We start from the raw sequence: 19,226 nt of genomic DNA, 5'->3' as shown, positions 1-19,226 counted from the left end.
CCTTTCATTCAGGAACTAATTCATATACCGTGCCATATTTCTGGCCGTCCGTAAAAAACAGCCGCACATATTCATCTCCCCCCACTTCAACAGCGGGTAAAACATTCCGTCCCGCAACAAAAGGTGCTGTGAACGGATACAAGGTTCCATCGTCCCGATCTGCGGGATAGCCCCCACGCTTCTTCACGTAGCAAAGCGCCTCCTGCGGGACAGGAACTTCGGCTGTCACCTGAATTTGGACGGTTTTGCGGCTGCGAAACCAGCCTTTTTTATGGTGAACCGCATATCTGATTTTAGCCCTTCCGGTGCTCAACTCCAGTTGGTTGGCTCCGTCTTGCTGACGGATCACGTAAGTGTCTCCATCCTCCCGAACAGCCGGATACACGGTATACCGCACGCGTCCAATGCCTTCAATTCGGTCACGATAGCTGCCAGCAGCCTTATACTCCTCGCGTGTAAAAAGTTTTAGGCTTGAAAAAGGCGGTAAAACTTCACCTTTATTTTGCCCATTCACACCTGCATCGGCTGATTGCTTCGCAATATATACCACGGCTGCGCCCTCAGGCCACTGCCAGCGTAACACAACCCGGTTGTCATCAATTTTGTGGCTCAGCTCCGAAATAATAGGATCACCGGGCTGTGCTTCCCTATACTGCATAAGTTCCAGCCTCCCGTTCTAAAATCCACTGCTGCGTCGATTGCGCGTCGGGGCTTCCGGTGCCCCTCTTCGGCGTCCTGACGACTCACCCTGACTTCCTCCACCGGAAGATCGGCGAGTATTTTCCGCAATCGGCAGAACAAGCGAAAAGACAGCAATAAGGGCTGCCAGTACGAGCGCTGCCAACAAACGAATCATCAAGTCGCCTATAGGCGATCCAGATAATCCTTTTTCCAAAATAAAGCCAGCGAGCAAGCCTGCCGGGACTCCACCAATGGCGAAATTCCGTGCAAGAAAACGGTTATCGAACATCAGCCCAAGAGCTAATCCCAATAGAGCGCCGATAATGACCAGAGCCGTTACACGATAAATGGCAAAATACAGACTGTCGGCATATTCACCTGTCCGCTCCGTTACCAGTGTGCGATCACCGATTTTGTTATATATTTTACCGAACGCCTGAGTAAGTCCTTGGGCATTGGCTACATTAGAATAAGTTCCACCTGTCAGGTTAGCAATATTTTGCAATAAGGCTATACCATCCGACTCTGCCAGTTTCAGCCCGATCGTATTAATCGGAATCTGGCGGGCGATATAAGGAGCCAATGCTGTCTGGGTATCCAGATCGCTAAAACCATCAGAGAGCATAATAACGAGAGAACCTTTTTCCGCATTGCCTTGGGTTTCAATCTCCTTGATCGTCTCGTCCAAAGCAAGCCCGATCTCTGTACCGCCTGACATTATAGTTTGCATACTATCGATTTTAGAATATACCGCTTGCTTCTCTGCATCTGTGCCAATGGGAGTAAATGGCTGAACCAACTGCGCAGCAGATTCAAATGAAACAATGGCTACCCGCTTGTCTCCATCCATTTGGGCAATCAGACTCTTGGCAGCCGTTAGGCGTTCATTATCAGGATCTGTTTGTTGCATACTTCCGGAATTATCAATCACAAGTACGAGGTCCTGTACGCTCTTGCGCCCTTCAGGGTTAACCTGATAGCCCAACTCCAATAGCAGACCTGCCACGAACAACATCACCAACGTAGCAGGCACCAGTAACTTCCAGGATAACCCGGAGTAGCGCTGCCGCCATGAATGTCCATTTAACTGTGGCGAAATCAGTTCGCCAATCAGACAGCCTAGGCCAATGCACAGGGCCATGATGCCAAAATACAGCCCGATCACGATGATATGCGGCCAATGCCCTATCAATTTGTGAAGAATAAGCTCTCCCAAGATGAAGCCTACTACAGCGCCCAGCAAGCCGAACAGTAATAGGAGAACGTTAAATTTACGCTGCTTCATAAGAATCGTTGCTTCCTTCCATCATTAAAGTAGGATGAATATGTGGCTACCGCAATTCCGGCAACCGGTCCACGTCGATTCCGTGAAACACGAAACCATTCGCAGTATATGTCTCATAATACGTTTTGCCGTTGCGGTAAACCATCAGATCCTCCAGATGGAAGCCGCCCATCAAATGCAGTTTTTCCACCCCGCTACTGCGGCGCTCATGCACAAAACCCAGTTTGTAAATACGCGAAGTAATGTCCACATCCATCGCATAAGGAAGAAATTCGCCTTCGTAGTCACCAAAGAAGTACTTTTCTTCATACCGATGCTCATGGGTATAGTCGAGCAAACGTACGTTAATTCCGCCATGTTCCTCTAACGTTTGATACAGTTTTCTAAACAGCTCATCCTTCGGAACGACCAGCCGATTTTCATATGCAGCAGCTACATTCGCACGCCGCAATAATTCTTCTTCGAAGGTCTGATTAAACGGCTGTGAACTGAGAATCAAGGTACGACAGGTCTGCGTAAGTCGATCCACCAATGCGGACAGACCCCCGTCCAGCAATCCGGATACAGGCCCCATATGCCGGGTATCAAAGAATATAGATTTTCCCCGCTTGCTTTCCAGCTCACGCATGACATCCTCTGTCACACGCTCGTAATACTCGAACAGGTTTTGACCTGTGTAACTGTCGGCCTGCCGAATACTGTCCGTTGCAGCTTGATGCAGTTCACGCTCCAGGCTGGCAAGCTGTACTGTAATATGCTTCGCTTGTGCATGCCATTTCTCTAGTGCCAGTTCATAGCGGCGAAGTAACTCCAAATCCGCTTGAATCCGCAGCATGTGCAGCTTGTGCCCGTAAACTGTCTCGGTCAGGTAACGGATCAAGCTGCGCACATTATGCTTATCCATGAGTGGTAGTCGTTGAAAAGGCTGGTCCTCCACCCGCCCGTTATACAGGGTATCCAGTTCAGCGGCACTAATCTGCAAGTCATTGGACGTATCACGAATCAGCCCCCGAACAGCCGTAAGCACATTCCCTGTTTTATTTTCATCCGTCCAGTCTGTCAGCTCGAAAAATCCGATTTCAGGATATTCCTTGGCAGCTGCATTCACAGCCAACTGCAGACCTGATTCCGCCTGAAAATCTCCCAACCGTTTGTGCACAATCCGTTCACAATTATCACGGAAAAAGGCTTCGCAGCCCTGACCAAACAAGGCCTCCTCCGCCTCACGTAATGTCATTCGCTTCAACGAGCCGTAGCTGGCTCCGCTGGTCATCAGTGCACTCATGTCCGTGATCGCTTCATTACCAGGAACTAGATCATTTCGCGTGCGACCGCGCTCAGCAGCATCTAAACCAAAATAATTCAGCTTATCGCGTATGTCCCACTCCTGCTCTGTTCTCATACGCTCTAACAGCTTCACATAAAAGTGATACAGCACCGTAAGTGCGATTGACTGGTTAGGGCGGTTGACTCGGGAAAATCCAGCCGACACATAACCCTGCCGCCCGGATTCCGTCATGATGTTGTTTTTAAACGATGTATTGTTGTATCCCCCATCCTGTGACCGATAGGAATCTCCTGCCTGATAACGGTTTTTAAGAAGCTGAATGTGGCAAATGATGTCACAGCTTTCTCGCAGACTATTCGGCACCGTTACGCCGCGTTCGTTCTTGTCGGACAGCACATAGACGAGATCGAACAACGGCGATGGAGCATGGGATACCGGAATGGTCAATTTGTCCTCGGTCATATGAAGCGGTGCCGTAAACGTATACTCCGGACTCTGGATATAGTCCAGCTCTCGCATGAAAGCAACGGACGTTGCACTACTGTAGCCAAATTGGGCAGTCTGATCGCTTTCATTCACCAACACATACAGATCCATTTGTACCGATTTAAAAGACTGTGCAAAAATATACTCCGCCAACAGTGTAACTTCAGGGATTAATACGTTCATGGGGTCATCCGCTGTCGTCAAGATCGACAAATGGACACGCTCGAACGAAGAATACAACCGACCGTAATCTGCCAGATGTCCACTAGCCCGGCGCAACGCGGTGTTAAGCTCAATTAGCTGCGATTCATGTGTATAAAAGGCTTGGTGTAAGTCACGGCGTATCGTTTGGTGGCCACTTTCCTCCGGTACCGCTATCGTATGAACAATAGCATCCACCGAACGATCTACAGCCGCATGTTCCTCCTGCGAGCGGATCTGAATATACGTTACTCCCGTGCTGTTATCCCACTTGGTCCGGTTGATATCTGCAATGGTGTTCATCACCGGATTCATGCGATCCCCGATAAAAAGAAACACGGACGGGAAATGGATGCTGCTGCGTCCATCCCCGCTTCCGATTAATTGGTCCTCTGCGGCTGCATAGTCAGCCGCATAACGTAACAGCTGCTCTCTCATACTTTACTTCAACTTTCTGCGGATGTCGTTTAATTTTCCAGCCATTTGAGCATAGAATGCATAAAGTTCCGCTCCGTTAGCCAGCTCCACCTTTTCATATTCCAATTGATTACGGGCCTCTGTATAAGTCGCAGCCAGTTCATCCAGCTTTGCCAGCAATGGTGTAATATCCTCAGATGAAGTCAATACAGCATCACGGCGATCCGCCTTGCGCATTAGAGCTGCAAATTTCTTTTCTTCCAAACCACGGAAGTTTGTAAACACTTCAAACTCCACATAATTGCGACTCTTCATGACGTTGGCAAACGGCTCCCAAGCCTCTTCCTCTTCGTCACGATCATAGACATACAAAGCGCCTTTTTTCGTAATCGTGTCCGTATAGAGAGCCTGAATGAACTGATCAAGCCATTTTTCTTCATCCTGATATTTACCCAGCAAAGCTTCCAGTTCAGCGGCTTTCGCTTCAATTTGTGTATATTTCACCAGTTCTTCACGAACCACCTGTGTTAACTCTGGTGAACGGATCAGGTTTTCCTTCGCCATCTCTTCATTGATGCTGCCAAAGATGTCCTTGCTTCCGGCCTGCTCCAGCCCTTCAGCCAGCAGACGTTTCAACTCAGACCATGCTCTTTTCACCTCACCCAAATTCGGCTTGGATTCATGCAAGCGCATATCGTAGCCTGCCAGCATCGCATTCAGATCTAGCGCATGTGAACGGATTACAGTGAAGCGGCTGCTCGTATTCTGATCGACATCCTTTTCTCGAATCACACCAAGTGACTTGGCACGGTCAAAATCATTACGAATGCGTGCATTATATGCTTGCACACGAGAATTGACGTAAGTTTCGCCCCATGACTTTTCAGGAATCGGCGACGGCAGATTAGTCCAGTTGTTCTGGCCTGTTTGCACCAGATGGCGGCCAATACCTTCGCGGTCAAGAATCGTTTTTTCATAGCTTTCTTCATACACTTTGAGCGGCGTATATACAAACAGAGGAACACCATTACGCGTATTGAGCCAGAAAATCCGGTTACGAACTTCACTTTCTTTAATAGTAAAGTGTGATTTTCCAATTGCATTATTTTGATAATTGCGAATGCCTTTTAGGATATTAGGCGACTGTACAGGTACCGAAACGAATCCCCAAGACGGGAAGTACAAGTTGCCAGAGCTATTGCTCAGATGGAACACAGGTACAGCTTCCTCATCCAGTTTGCTCGCAATGTAGCGCTCCACAAATTTTTCAATGGCTTCATCTTGCCCGTATTTCATGACGAGGAAATCCTCCATGGAACGGGTAATGAGATCACCGAACTTATCAGTCAAGAAATTGGAGATTGAGCTGATGATGTCCATATCCTGATCCTTCACCCATTGATCTGAATTTTCGAGCAATTCTTGGGCAAAATCACGAATCAAATCGTCACCGTTGCGGTTATCCAGCAGCTTGGTCACAACTTCAGAAATATCCGGTACACTTACCAGATTCCAATAGTACGTTTTGTTACCTTTGTGATCGGACTGTTCCTCGCCGTTAATCAGCAGATCACCATTCTTCTCGAATATTGCGCTCAATGCGTTCAAAATTTCAGTAAATACATTATAAATGCGGTTATTTTCCTTATTCAACAGGTCATACAGGTCTTCATAAAATTCAATGAGCTGCTCTGTACGTTCCACATCAGCACGCAGCCAATATTCATTAATTTTCGCTTCAATGTACGCATTTTTCTTTTTATCCTTGGATACAAACGCGCTCTTGGCATCGCCCAACTTTTCGTTCGCCTGCTCACGCGCCCATTCAATGTCCGTCGGAATACGGTGCAGTGATTCACGCAACGTCTCCACATATGAAAGCAGCATTTTCAGCAAGCTAAATCCTTTTTCAGTATAAATCATGCGGGATACATAAAACGGTCCTTGCTCAGGATGCAGAAACATCCGGCGAATTTGATCCGTAAACTGTCCTGTAATTTCACCAGGAAGCTGCTTCTTCGCTTTGATATACTCTTCGCGGGCACGCGTCAGGAACGTTTGCTCCAGCTCGGTGTCCATATTGACAACTTGCATTTTAACGACATTGCTATAACTTAACCGTTCACTGTTTTCAAAGCCAGGAAGCGGCTCAGGTACACGGGATTCAAAGTTTTTGATCATGCTATCCAGATCCACGCCCAGCTTGCGGGCAAACTTCTCTACATCCTCTTGATTTGGCGATTGCTCGAACATTTTGGACATTTTGCCAAACATTCGATAAGCCAGATACGTCGTCATTTCCTCCATTGGCAGCACCGCCGAGGAAGCCCCGATAATATTGTAATCGTAGTTTGCTGGATACGCCTTATTCATTTGTGCGATGTTGGTACGGATATTGCTGATATAGTCATGAATGGCAAATTCTTCGCCGGATTGTTTTTCCTCACTCGCCATAAAGTTGGTGATGTTTTCGGCGGTGACATTCATGCAGTAATCATAAGCATTTTCCAACAGCTTGCCTTCCGTATTCGTGGCCGAAATGAGATGGCACAGATTAAACGGCGGAAGCGGCGAGTTCACGGTCAAAATATTTCCGTACTGCTGCTTAAAGCGTTCACCACGGCTGTCTACATTCATCCAGTAGTCCAGCTCTTTCAGTGCAGCATAGCCGTTCTTTTTAATATATTCACGTGTATGCTCACTCAGGCTTTTGTTCGCCAAATTGATATCCGGTGTAAACAGATACCCTAATGTATTTACACGGTCTACACCTGCAGAGCCATAATCGCGCTCAATAATTCCTCGGACGATATATGAGATATCGAGGAAAGTACCGCTTCCTGTACCGCCGGACAAACCGGACAGCAGGAACACCATAAGCTTCTTATTGGTGCCCTCAGACAAGGTTTTGATTTTTTTGTCAATGCTTTGAACGACCTGATTAATTTTGGTGAACAGCAGTAATCGTCCTGCCTGACGTACCCCTGCCGCCCCGTTCATACCATCGGTAATGCTCAGCTCTGGAGACAGCCAATCGGTAATGTACGGCTCTAGAATGCTACGGTTTTGCAGCAATCCGCCGATTTCCGCATTGGACAGCAATACAAACTCATTGATGGGGTCCAAACCAATCCCCTTGTATTTTTTGTTGCGGTCTTGTTCATTCGTTTCAAAAGCGAGAAATTCCACATTGTCCGGTTTATCGCTCTTTTTCTTGGAGATCGGATCTGCTGGAAGCTTGAATCTGCGGTTAATTTGATATTTCAAGCGGAGAAGGGCATCAATTCCCGTACCTCCGAGTCCGATAATTAAAATAGGATTATCAATAGTATCCACTCTGATCTTATCGCTTACGATCCCCCCGCCGAGTGATACGTCTAATTGTTGGATATGCTCTCTAACTACTGGTTTCATAGATATGACCTCCTAAGGGTTCGTTTAGCTGTTTACTGAAATAAATTCCAGCAAAATGGTTTTGTCCACACTGGCTAACGGGATGGTCAGACGATCACCGTTTTTGAGTTCAAGACCGTTGCCTGTGTCTACAGCCCGCCCGGATTTTTCAATCGTAATCTCGGAGGTACTGCGCACAATGATACGATCCTGATTGGCTGGTGTGAACACAACCTTGTCGGTTCCAGCAAATTCCGGTGCCAGTTGCAGCAACTGGTGCAGATTAAATTTGCCCCGGAAGGTGTTCAGCTTCTTGTACTGCGGATACGTTTTTTCGCCAGTGTTCTCATCCCGGATTTCCAGTACGATTTGACCGACAAAGCCACGGTTGGCCTTTTTCATAGCCTTCCAGATGAAATATGCGGCAACCAGCAGAACGAGCAGTCCCAGCCCTAAAAGAATGAGTGGCATTAGCTTGGACTTTTCAGCAGGTGTTGTTGGCTGAGTCGTGCCCGTATTTGTACCGCTCGTCGCCCCTGCTTTAGCACTAATGGTTACAGGCTGTGTTTCACGGTAGAAGCTCTTCTCCTCTGCTCTAACGGTTAGTTCGTAGTCATGCTCATCTGGAATCGTATAGGAACCGGTAAAAGAATCCCCTGCGTTGGTTAACGGCACCTCATTCGTTGTACCGGAATCCAGATCCTTGACCTTCAGAACAGCATTCATATTCGCATACAATTCCTGATCCTGAAGATGCTGGCTATTGCTCGTCAGGTAGGAACGAATTTGAACTGCATCGCCTTTTTTGTATGATTTGGCGGGCGGTGCGTCCATTTTCAGCTCCAGATCATAGTTAAATACCAGATTAATATCAATCTGATCCTGCTGGACTCCCTTGACTTGGAGCTTCCAGTCACCAGCCGCAGGCTTGAGCAGTTTAATCAGTGAGTAGCTTTTGGACTTGGACAGCAGCACATCGCTCGAAGGAATCGGCTTGGTGTTGCCCGACGGGTCTAACAGTCTCGCATCCACCGGTTTCGAGGACATGATCGAAATGTTAGCCTCCAGCACACTATCGTTCGGTACGGTTACCGTTACGTCCTGATAGTCGCCGTTTGCCGTAATGGACTGCAAAGGCACCACTTTCAACTTCAAATTGCTGGCGAAAATTTCACTCAAAATGTTCGGCAGGTCATCCGCTGAGCTTGTAATAAAGGACTTGCCGCCCGTTTGCTGCGCTATGTCGGCGAGCTTGTTTTTATTCAGCTTCCCATCTGCATTCAAGCCGATGGTGTAGATCGGAACGCCGCTATTTTTAGCCTCGGCTACAGCCTGTGCCATATCCTGATCGGATTGGCTTTCGGTTCTACCTGTCGTCTTATTAAAATCGTTGTTACCGTCGGCCAGCATGACGATCATAGGCGCATGTCCAGCTGTTTTACCATCTTGCAAAATGCGGATTGCTTCCTTGACACCCACGGAGGTGTCAGTATACGCCCCCCGGTTCAGTCCGTCAATAAACGTCTTCAGTTCCTGCTTATCCGCTTCGGATGTAATATTAAGCAAGGCTTTCTCACGCTGTACGACATCCGTATACGCTACAATCCCGACCTTGTCATTTTGCGTCGACAGCATATCAATGAACATTTTCATGGCTTCATTGCCAATTTTCCCAGGATCACTGGTGTTCATTGAATTACTTACATCGACGACCAGCACCGCATCCACCTTAGAAGCAGAGGGTGAAGCTGCATTCGCCATCTTTGGCTGCCATGCCAAAATCGAGGTCATGATCATTGTACATATGATTCCGATGACCAAAAACCATTTTCTGTCTCTACTAAACATCGCTTGTACCCCTTTGCCGGTTAATTCTCATTCTAAATTACAGTTGTACTCCCCTACTATTAAATTATAATGAGTTTTACATGAGCGCCAGCTGAAAATACTGCCCGAATGGTCTGAATCCAACCCAAAAGCCTGTTATACCGCGAGATTTTACCAATATCCTGCAGTAATGATATAATTATACCCCAACAAGGGCAATCGGGCACCAGCCTTCTCCTTTATACGACAAAAATAACAATAGCGAAACCCGCCCATGTAAAATATTGAAGTAAAAATCCAAGTAGAAAGAGGAAATACACTATGATCTCATACGGATGTCTGGCGATTATGTTTCTTTTTGTCGCCATCAAATCACTAATTTACTATATACATAAAAAACGCGCCCCGTCGATTACACAAATCGACACCGAGCTTCTAGCGCTGCTGAACCGGAGAAGTGAGCACAATGAATAGTTCCAAACAAGCTGTACAATTTCGCCCATTTACCCGCACAGAGTACGCCTTCCAAAAGCTAAGAGTCTGCAAGCGTTGTGGACAATTTACCGCCCTTTGGGAAGAAGAGTGCACATCATGTGGTCGGGATACACTAGTCCCTGTAGAGCAATATGCCAGACTCAGAGCCAAACGTTATTTTCGTAAAGACCTTGTCGTTAGTGTCATATTGCTGGCCGCTACTGTCTTTTTCGGCCACTCGCCGCAACAAATGCTTCTGTGCGGTATCGTCGGTGCGCTTCTTCTGCTGCCCTTGGTGCTTCTACAGCAGGGTATTTATCCTTATGAACGGCGTAGGCAGCTTATACGTCTGTTCAGAGGCCGTATAGGGCAGATCCAGGAAGGACTAAACGTTAATCATAAAAACGCAGTTGCCCTGCGGCAGCTTAGTGAGCGTGTCTCCTATGAAATGCTGCGTGAGATGGCTGTACTCCTTCACAATGATCGGATAAGGCTCCAGCAGGTCGCTCTGCTGCAATCTTTTGTTCTCCGCAAAGACATGGAATTAACGCTCGATCCTCTCCTGATCAAGAGCTTTGAGCCGCTTATGGTCAGATATATCGGAGAGATTGCCAGACTCAATCGTGAGCTGATCAAGGACCGGACATTCCGATACGTAGTCTTTTATGAGCGCCGTATTCTGGAATTGGCAGGGGGCGAAGATATTCTCGTCCGCGTAGCCAGTGCAGCTGTCCGTAAAAAGCGCTACGTAGTCACCCATGCCGCTTTCATTTCCAGATATGTGCGCAAACTGCCAAAGGAACGAGTCCAGCGTTTATATCATATCATTCAAGAGAATCCGTTAGAACCCTTTGGAGATTTGGCCGATGAAGTAAAGATCATGTACCTGATGGAGCAATATAAAAGCTAAGCTGCCATAATGCCCTTCTTTATATGACGTCATCCCGATCACAAATCACTGCAATGAACCAGCAAAAAACCGTCAGGATCGCCAATGTGCCTCCAGACGGTTTTTTAAATTATGGATTATTATAACATTGTTACTTTTTTATTGGCTATTGGCCTTGCAGTTTTTGCTGCGTATGTCTAATAGAAGTAAAGTTAAAAGCACGCACTCCCTGGCTATCATACACAATAATCTCTTTATTCAAATACGGGTGTAGACCATTAAAGTATCCGGGCATAATCAGTCTGCGCATAAATAGGTTTTTACCCAGCATACGGGGAGAATTGGTCGCTACGACAAGCATTTGCTGGGTTGCAGACCATGGGCTAGGTTGAATATATGACAGGCAATACTCGCCAGCCATAAAATCGCCGCCCAATGTATACCCTTCCTCCGTACATGTAATTTGCAGATCGGCTTGGTGCTTCTGAAGCAGCTCATGTCTGGACAGGCCCGAAGTGACACAAATCACGTTGCTATCAGCCAGTGCTTCCTCCGTAATATCATTGGAAGACACCACCGGATAATGAACACCGATATACGGATTCCAAGTCGCTGTTCGTGGGCTAGCTAAAGCGTTCGCCGTCCGTCTCACCGCCTGCTCTTCCTCCGGTGTAGCGTAGCTGGACGGAAGGACAATGTGAAGACGATCCATATAAACGTCAAGCACACCCATACCATGGCTCAAAACGTTTCTTCCCACGCTTTTCGAATCCACCATTTTCTTTTTGGCATCCGATTCTTTTGTAAAGCATCCACTGCTTTCTTCCTCCCGTTCGGCAATCAAACGGTATTCAGGGGAGGGACGTTTATGTGACTGTGTCTTAACAAAGCGAAAGCGACTGTATTCCCGCAAATCCAACACGAAAATACGGGCTCCGATACGAACTTGGGCCAATTCCAAGGGCATGACCTCTTGAGAAAGATGAATGATAAATTCTTCGGCGTGAACTGCCTCGATATCTAACTCACCTGTGGCACTCATTTCACCGTACAACTCGGCATATTCCTCATTTACATCCATTCGCGTCAGTTCCAGCCAGTAAGCCCGGTTATGTCTGCCCCGTTCCGTCCGGTAGGCGATACGCTGAGGTACGACATCTCTTTTCCATTGCATAAGCCAGCCTAGTACACCGTCCAGAAGTCTCAGCTCATGCGTGTCCCAGTGATTAGAATGACGTTCTACGACACCTTTAAAATGATCAGATGGAAGCGCTGTTACAGGGGCTGTAAATGCTTGTGCAAATAAGTAATCCTGATCTCCACATACATTTAATATTGGCATATTCAACAGATTTATCAGATGCTTGGGATGTGGCGCTCCAGAGATAACCGCAATAGCCGCAAAACGAGAAGGATAAGCCTGTGCCATCGCCCAAGCAGCATATGCTCCGTTCGAATAACCCGTCAGATAGACCCGATCTTCGTCCACTCGATACGCTTGCAGTATGACATCCAGCCCCTCCAAAAAAGCAGCTTCTCCAATATAACTACCCAACGTTACACCACGGCACGAAAAAGTAACGAATATAGCTTCCTCTTCCCAGCCTCGCCCAAAACCTCGATTCTGAAAATCCGGCAAACCCAGCTCATATCGCTTGCCTGGCATCAGAACGATCAGAGGATACTGTCGGTCAGCCGAATAGCTTCTGGGAAGCTGAATGGTATAGCGTTGCAAACTATTGTCCAAACGGGAGACAAAAAATCCCTCCCCAATTCCGTCATTACACAAAAAGATGTGTTCTTCTTGAAGTAAGGATGGGGAATGTGACTGCTCGGTATGTCCATTTGTGAAGATCTGTTTTAATAGCTTGATATATTCACGCACAATCCGGTAATCCCAGATTTCAAAAGGATCTTCCGGCAAATCCGTTAACCTTTTTAATTCTTCAAGCAGGCCCTCTATTTGTATTTTCTGCGCAGAATGAAGAATATCTATAGCGCGGGCTTGAATGTATTGGTCATACTCTTTCTGCAAGCCCTCCACGACGACTGACAAAGGCCGCACAAGTACCGAATACACAAAATGATGCTCCACAGCCTCATGATCCTGATATGTAACAGTGAAGTGCAGCATTCCCGTATTCCTGGCCTTTTCCTCATCCCAGTCATAGCTTTGCTCCTGCTCCCAATGTGCTGGAAAGCGATCCAGCTTCATGCCCTCATCATCCGTTACCTCGACCCATAACGTTTGATCTAAGGGAAGATCTATCCGATCCTTACGCAGTAAATAAAATAAGATCGGGCTGTCTTCGCCCTCCCTGCCAGCACTTTCTTCAACCTCTAGCCATGCCATATGAAAACGTATATTACGCTCTACAAATTCTCGATGCAGTTCTGTCACATCTGATTCGTCGCATACCTGATTTCCACTGATACGAATAGAGCGGGCCTCCTCGGGAATAAACGCAGCAATGATAACTACCGTGTGATCGCCTTCCTCCAGATACAAGCGAAAAGGACCGGATTCCGCATATACCAGTGTGCCATCTATCCATATTTGTCCCGTTCCTTCAAAGGGTCTGAAAATCACTTCCTGTGCAGCCATACAACGAAGATTTGAAACCAGCAAAAGCCTTTCTTGTTCGGCCAAAGGCGGAAAAACACCTAGATTCAGTTCCGCAGTCCGAGGGTCCAGCTCGGTCAATAATCGGCACGCTGCCTTTCCTCCGGCTGAAAGCTCTACTCCTTCTTCACCACAAGCCTTTTCCAAATTCCAATCCTCATGGGCAAAATAACTTGACCATTCCCTGCCCACACCGCAATTTTCCGGAAGCTCGACTGGACCGACTGCATAAGCAGACGCCAGACGTACCGGATGATCCGACAGCACAGTAGTTGCTTTTTCCAGATGTGTGAACCTCATAACATTCCCCCTCCAGGTTTTTGTTTCCTCAGAGACGTAGTCGCGGTTATATTCCGTTTAACATTCAATTGAACTATATAAAACTATTCGTTATTACCTCTACGTACTCCTCTGTGCTTTTCAAAAAAGAAGCTATTCTCACAACAAAAAAAGAGGCAGCTTCTGCCACCTCTCTTGAACATTACACTTATTTTCTTACAATGCTGCCTGCAAGTCTTCAATCAAATCTTCCAGATCTTCAATCCCAACCGAAATCCGCACCAAACCTTCGGTAATGCCTAACTCTGCACGACGTTCTACCGGAATAGAGGCGTGCGTCATACGTGCAGGAACGCTAATCAGACTTTCAACCGCTCCCAAGCTTTCAGCCAGTGTAAAATATTTCACCTTTTTCAGAAGTGCAACCGCGTTAGCGTCGCTACCTACATCAAAGGAAATGATGCCGCCAAAGCCTTGAGCCTGGATTTTGGACAGTTCGTGCTGCGCATGGCTTTCCAGTCCAGGATAGTACACTTTGCTAACCTTCGGATGTTTTTCCAAAAAGGCTGCAATTTCCTTCGCATTTTGCTCAATCGCTTCCATACGCAGACCCAATGTTTTAATACCGCGGATCAATAACCAAGAATCCTGCGGACCGAGAATAGCACCAATGGCGTTTTGCAGAAAATGGAGTTGTTCTCCCAGCTCGTCGCTGTTCACAACAGCCAGACCAGCTACAACATCGCTGTGGCCGCCCAAATATTTGGTAGCAGAGTGAATGACAATATCTGCCCCGAGTGTAATTGGCGTCTGCCAATAAGGGGTAGCAAATGTGTTGTCGACGATCAGTAAAAGATCATGTTTTTTTACAAGCTCCGAAACAGCGCGGATATCAGTAACCTTCAAAAGCGGGTTCGTTGGCGTTTCGACATACAATGCCTTCGTATTCGGACGAATTGCTTTGGAGATAGCTTCCAGGTCAGTCGTATCCACAAATGTGTACTCAATTCCGATACGGCTGAGCACTTTGCTTACAATGCGATAGGTGCCTCCGTATACATCATCGGTCAGCAAAATGTGATCCCCTGCATTAAACAGTGAAAATACCGCATGAATTGCAGCCATACCCGAACCGAAAGCAAAACCACGCTTTCCTTCCTCCAGATCCTTGATCAGCTCCTCCAAAGCAAACCGGGTCGGATTGCCTGTACGCGAATACTCGTATCCCTTATGGACGCCAATTTCCTCTTGCTCATAAGTGCTTACCTGATAAATAGGAACGTTAACCGCGCCTGTATGGGGATCGGTAGGAAGCCCGCCGTGAATCAGTTTTGTTTTGCGTTTCATTTTATATCCCGCCTTCATATATTTTTTTACTCAGATAACGTTCGCTGCTATCCGGGAAAATGGTAACAATATGTGCACCATCCGGTGCATTTTCTGCTTCCAGTAAAGCGGCATGTAAAGCAGACCCTGAAGAACTGCCAACGAGAAGACCCTCACGTGCAGCCAGTTCCTTGACACGGCCAAAAGCATCGACATCACTAATGGTGTGGATGGCATTAAAATATCCTTTATCCACAAATTCAGGAATTAATTCCATGCCAATTCCTTCCGTTTTATGTGGACCTGACTCGCCGCCATTCAAAATGGATCCTTCCGGCTCCACGATGACTGTTTTAAGGGCTGCATTTTGTTCCTTAAGATAACGCGAGGTTCCCATAAACGTTCCCCCCGAGCCTGCACCTGCCACAAATACGTCCACTTTGCCGTCCAGATCGTTCCATATTTCAGGTCCCATTGTCGTATAGTATGCCTCGGGATTATCCGGATTACTGAATTGCCGCGGCAAGTATGCATCTTTTATTTCAGCAGCCAATTCTTTTGTTTTTTCGATAGCTCCTTTCATCCCCTTACTCGTCGGGGTATGAACGATGCGTGCTCCCAATGCCTTCATCAGGTCCTGTTTCTCTTGGCTGAACTTCTCAGGCACAGCAAAAATAACCGAGATATTATAATGAAGTGCTGCCATCGCAAGACCAATACCTGCGTTGCCTGCTGTTGCTTCAATTAATGTCCCACCTGGCTTCAGCTGACCTGTTTTTAATGCTTTTTCAATAAGAGCCTTACCCACCCGATCCTTTACGCTGCCGCCGGGATTCATAAACTCCAGCTTCGCAAACAGGCGAATTCCTCTCGGTAGAGAATAGCTGTTCAGCTCCACTAATGGCGTACGTCCGATGAGTTCAAGGGTATTTTGATATACATTCATAATTTCAAGCTCCTTTTAATGGCGAATCCAAAATAAACCAATGGTCAAAAATTAACGCCTACTGTCGGAGAAGTTCGCTATCATCTCCAAGAAAACATAGTAATGCGGTAAGTATTGATGCAATAAGATTTTATGTGTATTTGAAGCTTTTGTCAAATGGACCAGTCACAATACCCACACCCCCTGCCTGCTTGCTCGATAGGATAGAGAAGATGTCACAAAATATTTCCCGTGCAACATAAGGAGGAGTTCATATATGGGAAAGCAATTTCTAAAGATAGCTGCCGTATATTTTGCCCTCAGTGTGCTGCTTAGTGCCATTATTGGCGTGTCGGGTGATTACAGTCTGTCCAATATTCAGTCTAATATCTATTTATTAGGTTGGACAACGCTTGGAATCATAGGTCTGATCTATGTGGCCTTTCCCGCACTTTCAGTTACTATTCTGGCACATATCCATTTTTGGATGCATAATATCGGTCTGCCCGTGTTGATATTGGCGCTTATAGGTCAAAATTACAAGGTTCCAGAGACTGAAGTTTGGATCGTCATAGGGTGGGTGTTACTCGCAGGGGGGATTATGCTGTTTATGGTGAATGTGTGGGACAGACTGCGCTAGAGCAGATAAGTTCTCTTCATTTGACCATAAAAAAAAGGAGCCTGATCATGTCAGGACTCCTTGATATCTTCATCATATGTTAGCCATATACCAGCTGTACTAGCTAAGTGTCTTACTGTTACTTCACTATTTCATCCTGTACATGTTCTTTACAGAAGTTCTCAACAGCTTGCAGCTCATCCTCTTCAAGTTCAAGATCAATGTAACGATTCGTTACTTTTTCAATTAATTCATACTTCAGCAGTCCTGTCTTTTCTTCGTCTACTAAATAAAGACAACGGATATACAGTCCGTTTTCAGTGTATAGCTCGTCGTCCTCCTCTACCTCTACATCAATGATAAATTCATAACGCTGTCCAGTCAAAATACCAAAAGCATCTTTAATCTGATCTACGGTGTACGCTGTAAAGTTCAACATGTTTTTATTCCCTCCGGGTTTCCTTCAATTACGGTGCATTCTACGCCTGCAGGCAGTAGTTGTTCAACTTGTATACGTACTTCTTGGCGACTCAAATCCTGGCCCATGATGGATATCCAGCCCCGATCATTGCGTGAACGAATTAAACGCCCTATGCCTTGTCTGAGTCTAAGTGCCATGTGAGGCATATCTATCTGAATAAACGGATCTGCTGCATCCTTGCGCAGAGCCGTAAAAACCGGATCATTCGGAGGAAATGGCAGTGACCAGATAATAACGTGCGACAGAGAAGGTCCAGGAATATCCAATCCTTCCCATAATGTGACAGCGCACAACACACTTTCCTCATCATTCTGAAAAGCTGAGATCAGATGGCTGATTTCAGCCGAACCTTCGTACAGAAAACGATAGGCAGACGCCTCCGGGTAAGCAACGAGACCCGTCTGGAATGCAGCCAATTCCTCCTGTGAAGGAAACAGGATAAGCGCTCTTCCCTGCGATTTCTCCAGCAGTGCCAGCGCTCTCTGGATTGGATCATCCCCCGCTTGCAACGGGTACAGTGCAGCTTGCATCTGATCGCTGTAGTCATAAGGTGAAGCAACAGAGAACGTTAGCGGATTTTCAATACCGAGACTCTGCGCCATATAGTCAAAAGAGCTTTCTACGGAAAGCGTAGCTGAAGAGAATACGATCGGTATATGCTGCGCAAATACTCGCTCTTTGAGAATCTCTTTTACCATCTTCGGCATAACCACAAGTGTTAATCCATCCTGATCCTCCATCACCCACGAAATGAGAAGTTCAGGACGCTTAAACAAAGCCAACGCGGTTTGAATCATTTCCAAATGTTCTTCCACAATTTTGACTTGATACTCATCCAAAGAGAATAGTCCGCTTTCAAATACAAGCTCTTCCTCGATCATGCCGATCAGTTCTCCAAAGCGGTTTACCTCTCGAGTCAGTGACTCATTCAGGATGAACTCCTTGCGATTTGAACCCTGGACAGGCTGACTGTTCTTATCTAGTGCAGCGAACATAGCCTCACTTTGGGAGATTGCATCTTCAATCGTCATTGCCAGAGATTCTCGCACTTCTCCCTCCAGCAGTCGGGTAATTATAGACTCAAACTGAGCGTGCTTAAGCTTGTAGGTAAGCGCATTTTGTGCCGCTGTCTCCAGCAAATGCCCTTCGTCAAAAACAACAGAGCTGTGCTCCGGCAGCAACGGCAGCTGCCCCTCGCGCTTTCTCGCTTCGTAGGTCCATACATGCTCCATATAAAAATCATGAGAGCAGATGACCAAATCTGCCGCTTTGCGGTAATGATCACGAGACAACGTCTGACCACAACGATGCCGCTGATGGCAAACGAGACAGTCTTGAAATACATCCCATCCGAGTCTGCTCCATTGTCCATCTGTTAGCTCAGGATATTCCTTTCGGTTCCCGTAAGGAGTGAAGGACTGTAACGTATCTGGAAAATGAACAAAATCCGGTAGATCCTGATAGATATCACGGAAAACATCTGCGTCCTCATCCAGTCCGCTTCGCACCTCATCCAGCTTATTCAGGCAAATATACTGATCTGGCGACTTCCCCAATCTGGCATCAATCGTCAGACTCAAATGCTGTGCCAGCTTGGCGATATCCCCTTCCGGCTTTACCAATTGTTCAATTAACGATTCATCTGCACAGGCGATAATCGCCGGTTTTCTCATGTATCGGGCATATGCAATAGCGTACAGCAGGTATACCAGCGTTTTACCAGTACCCACACCTGCTTCTGCAAAAATGGTCTTTTTTTCCTTATAGGCACGTTCTAGCTGGAATGCCATATAAATTTGTTCATCCCGAACCTCAAAGCCGACTTCAGGCAAAACTTCATAAAATACATCCGCAATCCAGTCACTTGCCTGCTCAATAAACGGCTTGGACGGATCAAAGGCAAAAGGGTAAGTAGTCAATCGGGCTGTGCCTCCAATTCGTTCATAATGTGCATCCTTTCATTATAACGCAAAACAAGCTAAAAAGAACATGAAAACTGTAAGAGCAGCTTATATTTTTTTTATGTCGGTAT

The 19,226-nt window shown here is 46.6% G+C and carries 13 protein-coding genes; 3 read left to right on the top strand and 10 right to left on the bottom strand.

Going from position 1 to position 19,226, the window contains the following annotated elements; translation table 11 throughout:
- Window positions 1-4: 4 nt before the first annotated feature.
- The 5 genes from ACWA2B_RS21975 to ACWA2B_RS21955 are packed head-to-tail and all read right to left on the bottom strand — an operon-like array spanning window position 5 to window position 9,599.
- On the bottom strand, window positions 5-658 hold the full coding sequence (locus tag ACWA2B_RS21975; RefSeq protein WP_069010195.1) for a beta-mannanase: 654 nt from the start codon (window positions 656-658) through the stop codon (window positions 5-7).
- 18 nt (window positions 659-676) lie between these two features.
- Window positions 677-1,966, bottom strand: coding sequence for a vWA domain-containing protein (locus ACWA2B_RS21970; RefSeq protein WP_069010196.1), 1,290 nt, complete (start codon window positions 1,964-1,966; stop codon window positions 677-679).
- 46 nt (window positions 1,967-2,012) lie between these two features.
- Window positions 2,013-4,379, bottom strand: a complete 2,367-nt coding sequence (locus tag ACWA2B_RS21965; RefSeq protein WP_069010197.1) for a transcription initiation factor TFIID — start codon at window positions 4,377-4,379, stop codon at window positions 2,013-2,015.
- A gap of 3 nt (window positions 4,380-4,382) precedes the next feature.
- Window positions 4,383-7,772, bottom strand: a complete 3,390-nt coding sequence (locus ACWA2B_RS21960) for a tubulin-like doman-containing protein (RefSeq protein ID WP_449292611.1) — start codon at window positions 7,770-7,772, stop codon at window positions 4,383-4,385.
- Between the two features lie 24 nt (window positions 7,773-7,796).
- Window positions 7,797-9,599 (bottom strand): vWA domain-containing protein, encoded by a 1,803-nt coding sequence (locus tag ACWA2B_RS21955; RefSeq protein WP_209948087.1) that lies wholly within the window; start codon window positions 9,597-9,599, stop codon window positions 7,797-7,799.
- A gap of 300 nt (window positions 9,600-9,899) precedes the next feature.
- Here ACWA2B_RS21955 and ACWA2B_RS21950 point away from each other — a divergent pair, with 300 nt between their 5' ends.
- Both ACWA2B_RS21950 and ACWA2B_RS21945 read left to right on the top strand, forming a co-directional pair.
- Window positions 9,900-10,052 carry a hypothetical protein gene (locus tag ACWA2B_RS21950; RefSeq protein ID WP_165147246.1) on the top strand — a complete coding sequence of 51 codons (153 nt, stop codon included), beginning with the start codon at window positions 9,900-9,902 and terminating at the stop codon, window positions 10,050-10,052.
- A complete protein-coding gene (locus ACWA2B_RS21945) occupies window positions 10,045-10,962 on the top strand; it encodes a hypothetical protein (protein WP_029519144.1) in 918 nt (305 codons plus the stop codon). The genes ACWA2B_RS21950 and ACWA2B_RS21945 overlap by 8 nt, the downstream gene beginning before the upstream one ends.
- A 145-nt stretch (window positions 10,963-11,107) precedes the next feature.
- On the opposite strand, the gene ACWA2B_RS21940 is transcribed toward ACWA2B_RS21945, so the two are convergent.
- From ACWA2B_RS21940 to ACWA2B_RS21930, 3 genes are all read right to left on the bottom strand, one after another.
- Entirely contained in the window at window positions 11,108-13,864 is a 2,757-nt protein-coding gene (locus ACWA2B_RS21940) for a PHB depolymerase family esterase (protein WP_069010200.1), read from the bottom strand.
- A 195-nt stretch (window positions 13,865-14,059) separates the two neighbouring features.
- Window positions 14,060-15,190 carry a bifunctional cystathionine gamma-lyase/homocysteine desulfhydrase gene (locus ACWA2B_RS21935; protein ID WP_069010201.1) on the bottom strand — a complete coding sequence of 377 codons (1,131 nt, stop codon included), beginning with the start codon at window positions 15,188-15,190 and terminating at the stop codon, window positions 14,060-14,062.
- A gap of 1 nt (window position 15,191) precedes the next feature.
- On the bottom strand, window positions 15,192-16,115 hold the full coding sequence (locus ACWA2B_RS21930; protein WP_029519141.1) for a PLP-dependent cysteine synthase family protein: 924 nt from the start codon (window positions 16,113-16,115) through the stop codon (window positions 15,192-15,194).
- Window positions 16,116-16,371: 256 nt separating this feature from the next.
- On the opposite strand from ACWA2B_RS21930, the gene ACWA2B_RS21925 reads away from it, so the two are divergent.
- Window positions 16,372-16,734 carry a hypothetical protein gene (locus tag ACWA2B_RS21925; RefSeq protein WP_069010202.1) on the top strand — a complete coding sequence of 121 codons (363 nt, stop codon included), beginning with the start codon at window positions 16,372-16,374 and terminating at the stop codon, window positions 16,732-16,734.
- A 118-nt stretch (window positions 16,735-16,852) separates the two neighbouring features.
- On the opposite strand, the gene ACWA2B_RS21920 is transcribed toward ACWA2B_RS21925, so the two are convergent.
- Together ACWA2B_RS21920 and ACWA2B_RS21915 are read right to left on the bottom strand one after the other, a co-directional pair.
- A complete protein-coding gene (locus ACWA2B_RS21920) occupies window positions 16,853-17,152 on the bottom strand; it encodes a DUF6509 family protein (RefSeq protein WP_069010203.1) in 300 nt (99 codons plus the stop codon).
- Window positions 17,146-19,113: an ATP-dependent DNA helicase gene (locus tag ACWA2B_RS21915; protein ID WP_449292610.1), complete on the bottom strand. Its 1,968-nt coding sequence runs from the start codon at window positions 19,111-19,113 to the stop codon at window positions 17,146-17,148. Before ACWA2B_RS21915 ends, ACWA2B_RS21920 begins: the two co-directional genes overlap by 7 nt.
- Window positions 19,114-19,226: the final 113 nt, after the last annotated feature.

The organism is Paenibacillus sp. CMM36, assembly GCF_053570945.1.
This window is presented reverse-complemented; position numbering and strand designations above follow the sequence as displayed.

Coding starts and splice junctions, on each gene's coding strand:
- ACWA2B_RS21970 (WP_069010196.1), bottom strand. CDS start 1,966: ATGAAGCAGCGTAAATTTAACGTTCTCCTATTACTGTTCGGCTTGCTG.
- ACWA2B_RS21940 (WP_069010200.1), bottom strand. CDS start 13,864: ATGAGGTTCACACATCTGGAAAAAGCAACTACTGTGCTGTCGGATCAT.
- ACWA2B_RS21945 (WP_029519144.1), top strand. CDS start 10,045: ATGAATAGTTCCAAACAAGCTGTACAATTTCGCCCATTTACCCGCACA.
- ACWA2B_RS21955 (WP_209948087.1), bottom strand. CDS start 9,599: ATGTTTAGTAGAGACAGAAAATGGTTTTTGGTCATCGGAATCATATGT.
- ACWA2B_RS21930 (WP_029519141.1), bottom strand. CDS start 16,115: ATGAATGTATATCAAAATACCCTTGAACTCATCGGACGTACGCCATTA.
- ACWA2B_RS21965 (WP_069010197.1), bottom strand. CDS start 4,379: ATGAGAGAGCAGCTGTTACGTTATGCGGCTGACTATGCAGCCGCAGAG.
- ACWA2B_RS21975 (WP_069010195.1), bottom strand. CDS start 658: ATGCAGTATAGGGAAGCACAGCCCGGTGATCCTATTATTTCGGAGCTG.
- ACWA2B_RS21950 (WP_165147246.1), top strand. CDS start 9,900: ATGATCTCATACGGATGTCTGGCGATTATGTTTCTTTTTGTCGCCATC.
- ACWA2B_RS21960 (WP_449292611.1), bottom strand. CDS start 7,772: ATGAAACCAGTAGTTAGAGAGCATATCCAACAATTAGACGTATCACTC.
- ACWA2B_RS21920 (WP_069010203.1), bottom strand. CDS start 17,152: ATGTTGAACTTTACAGCGTACACCGTAGATCAGATTAAAGATGCTTTT.
- ACWA2B_RS21925 (WP_069010202.1), top strand. CDS start 16,372: ATGGGAAAGCAATTTCTAAAGATAGCTGCCGTATATTTTGCCCTCAGT.
- ACWA2B_RS21935 (WP_069010201.1), bottom strand. CDS start 15,190: ATGAAACGCAAAACAAAACTGATTCACGGCGGGCTTCCTACCGATCCC.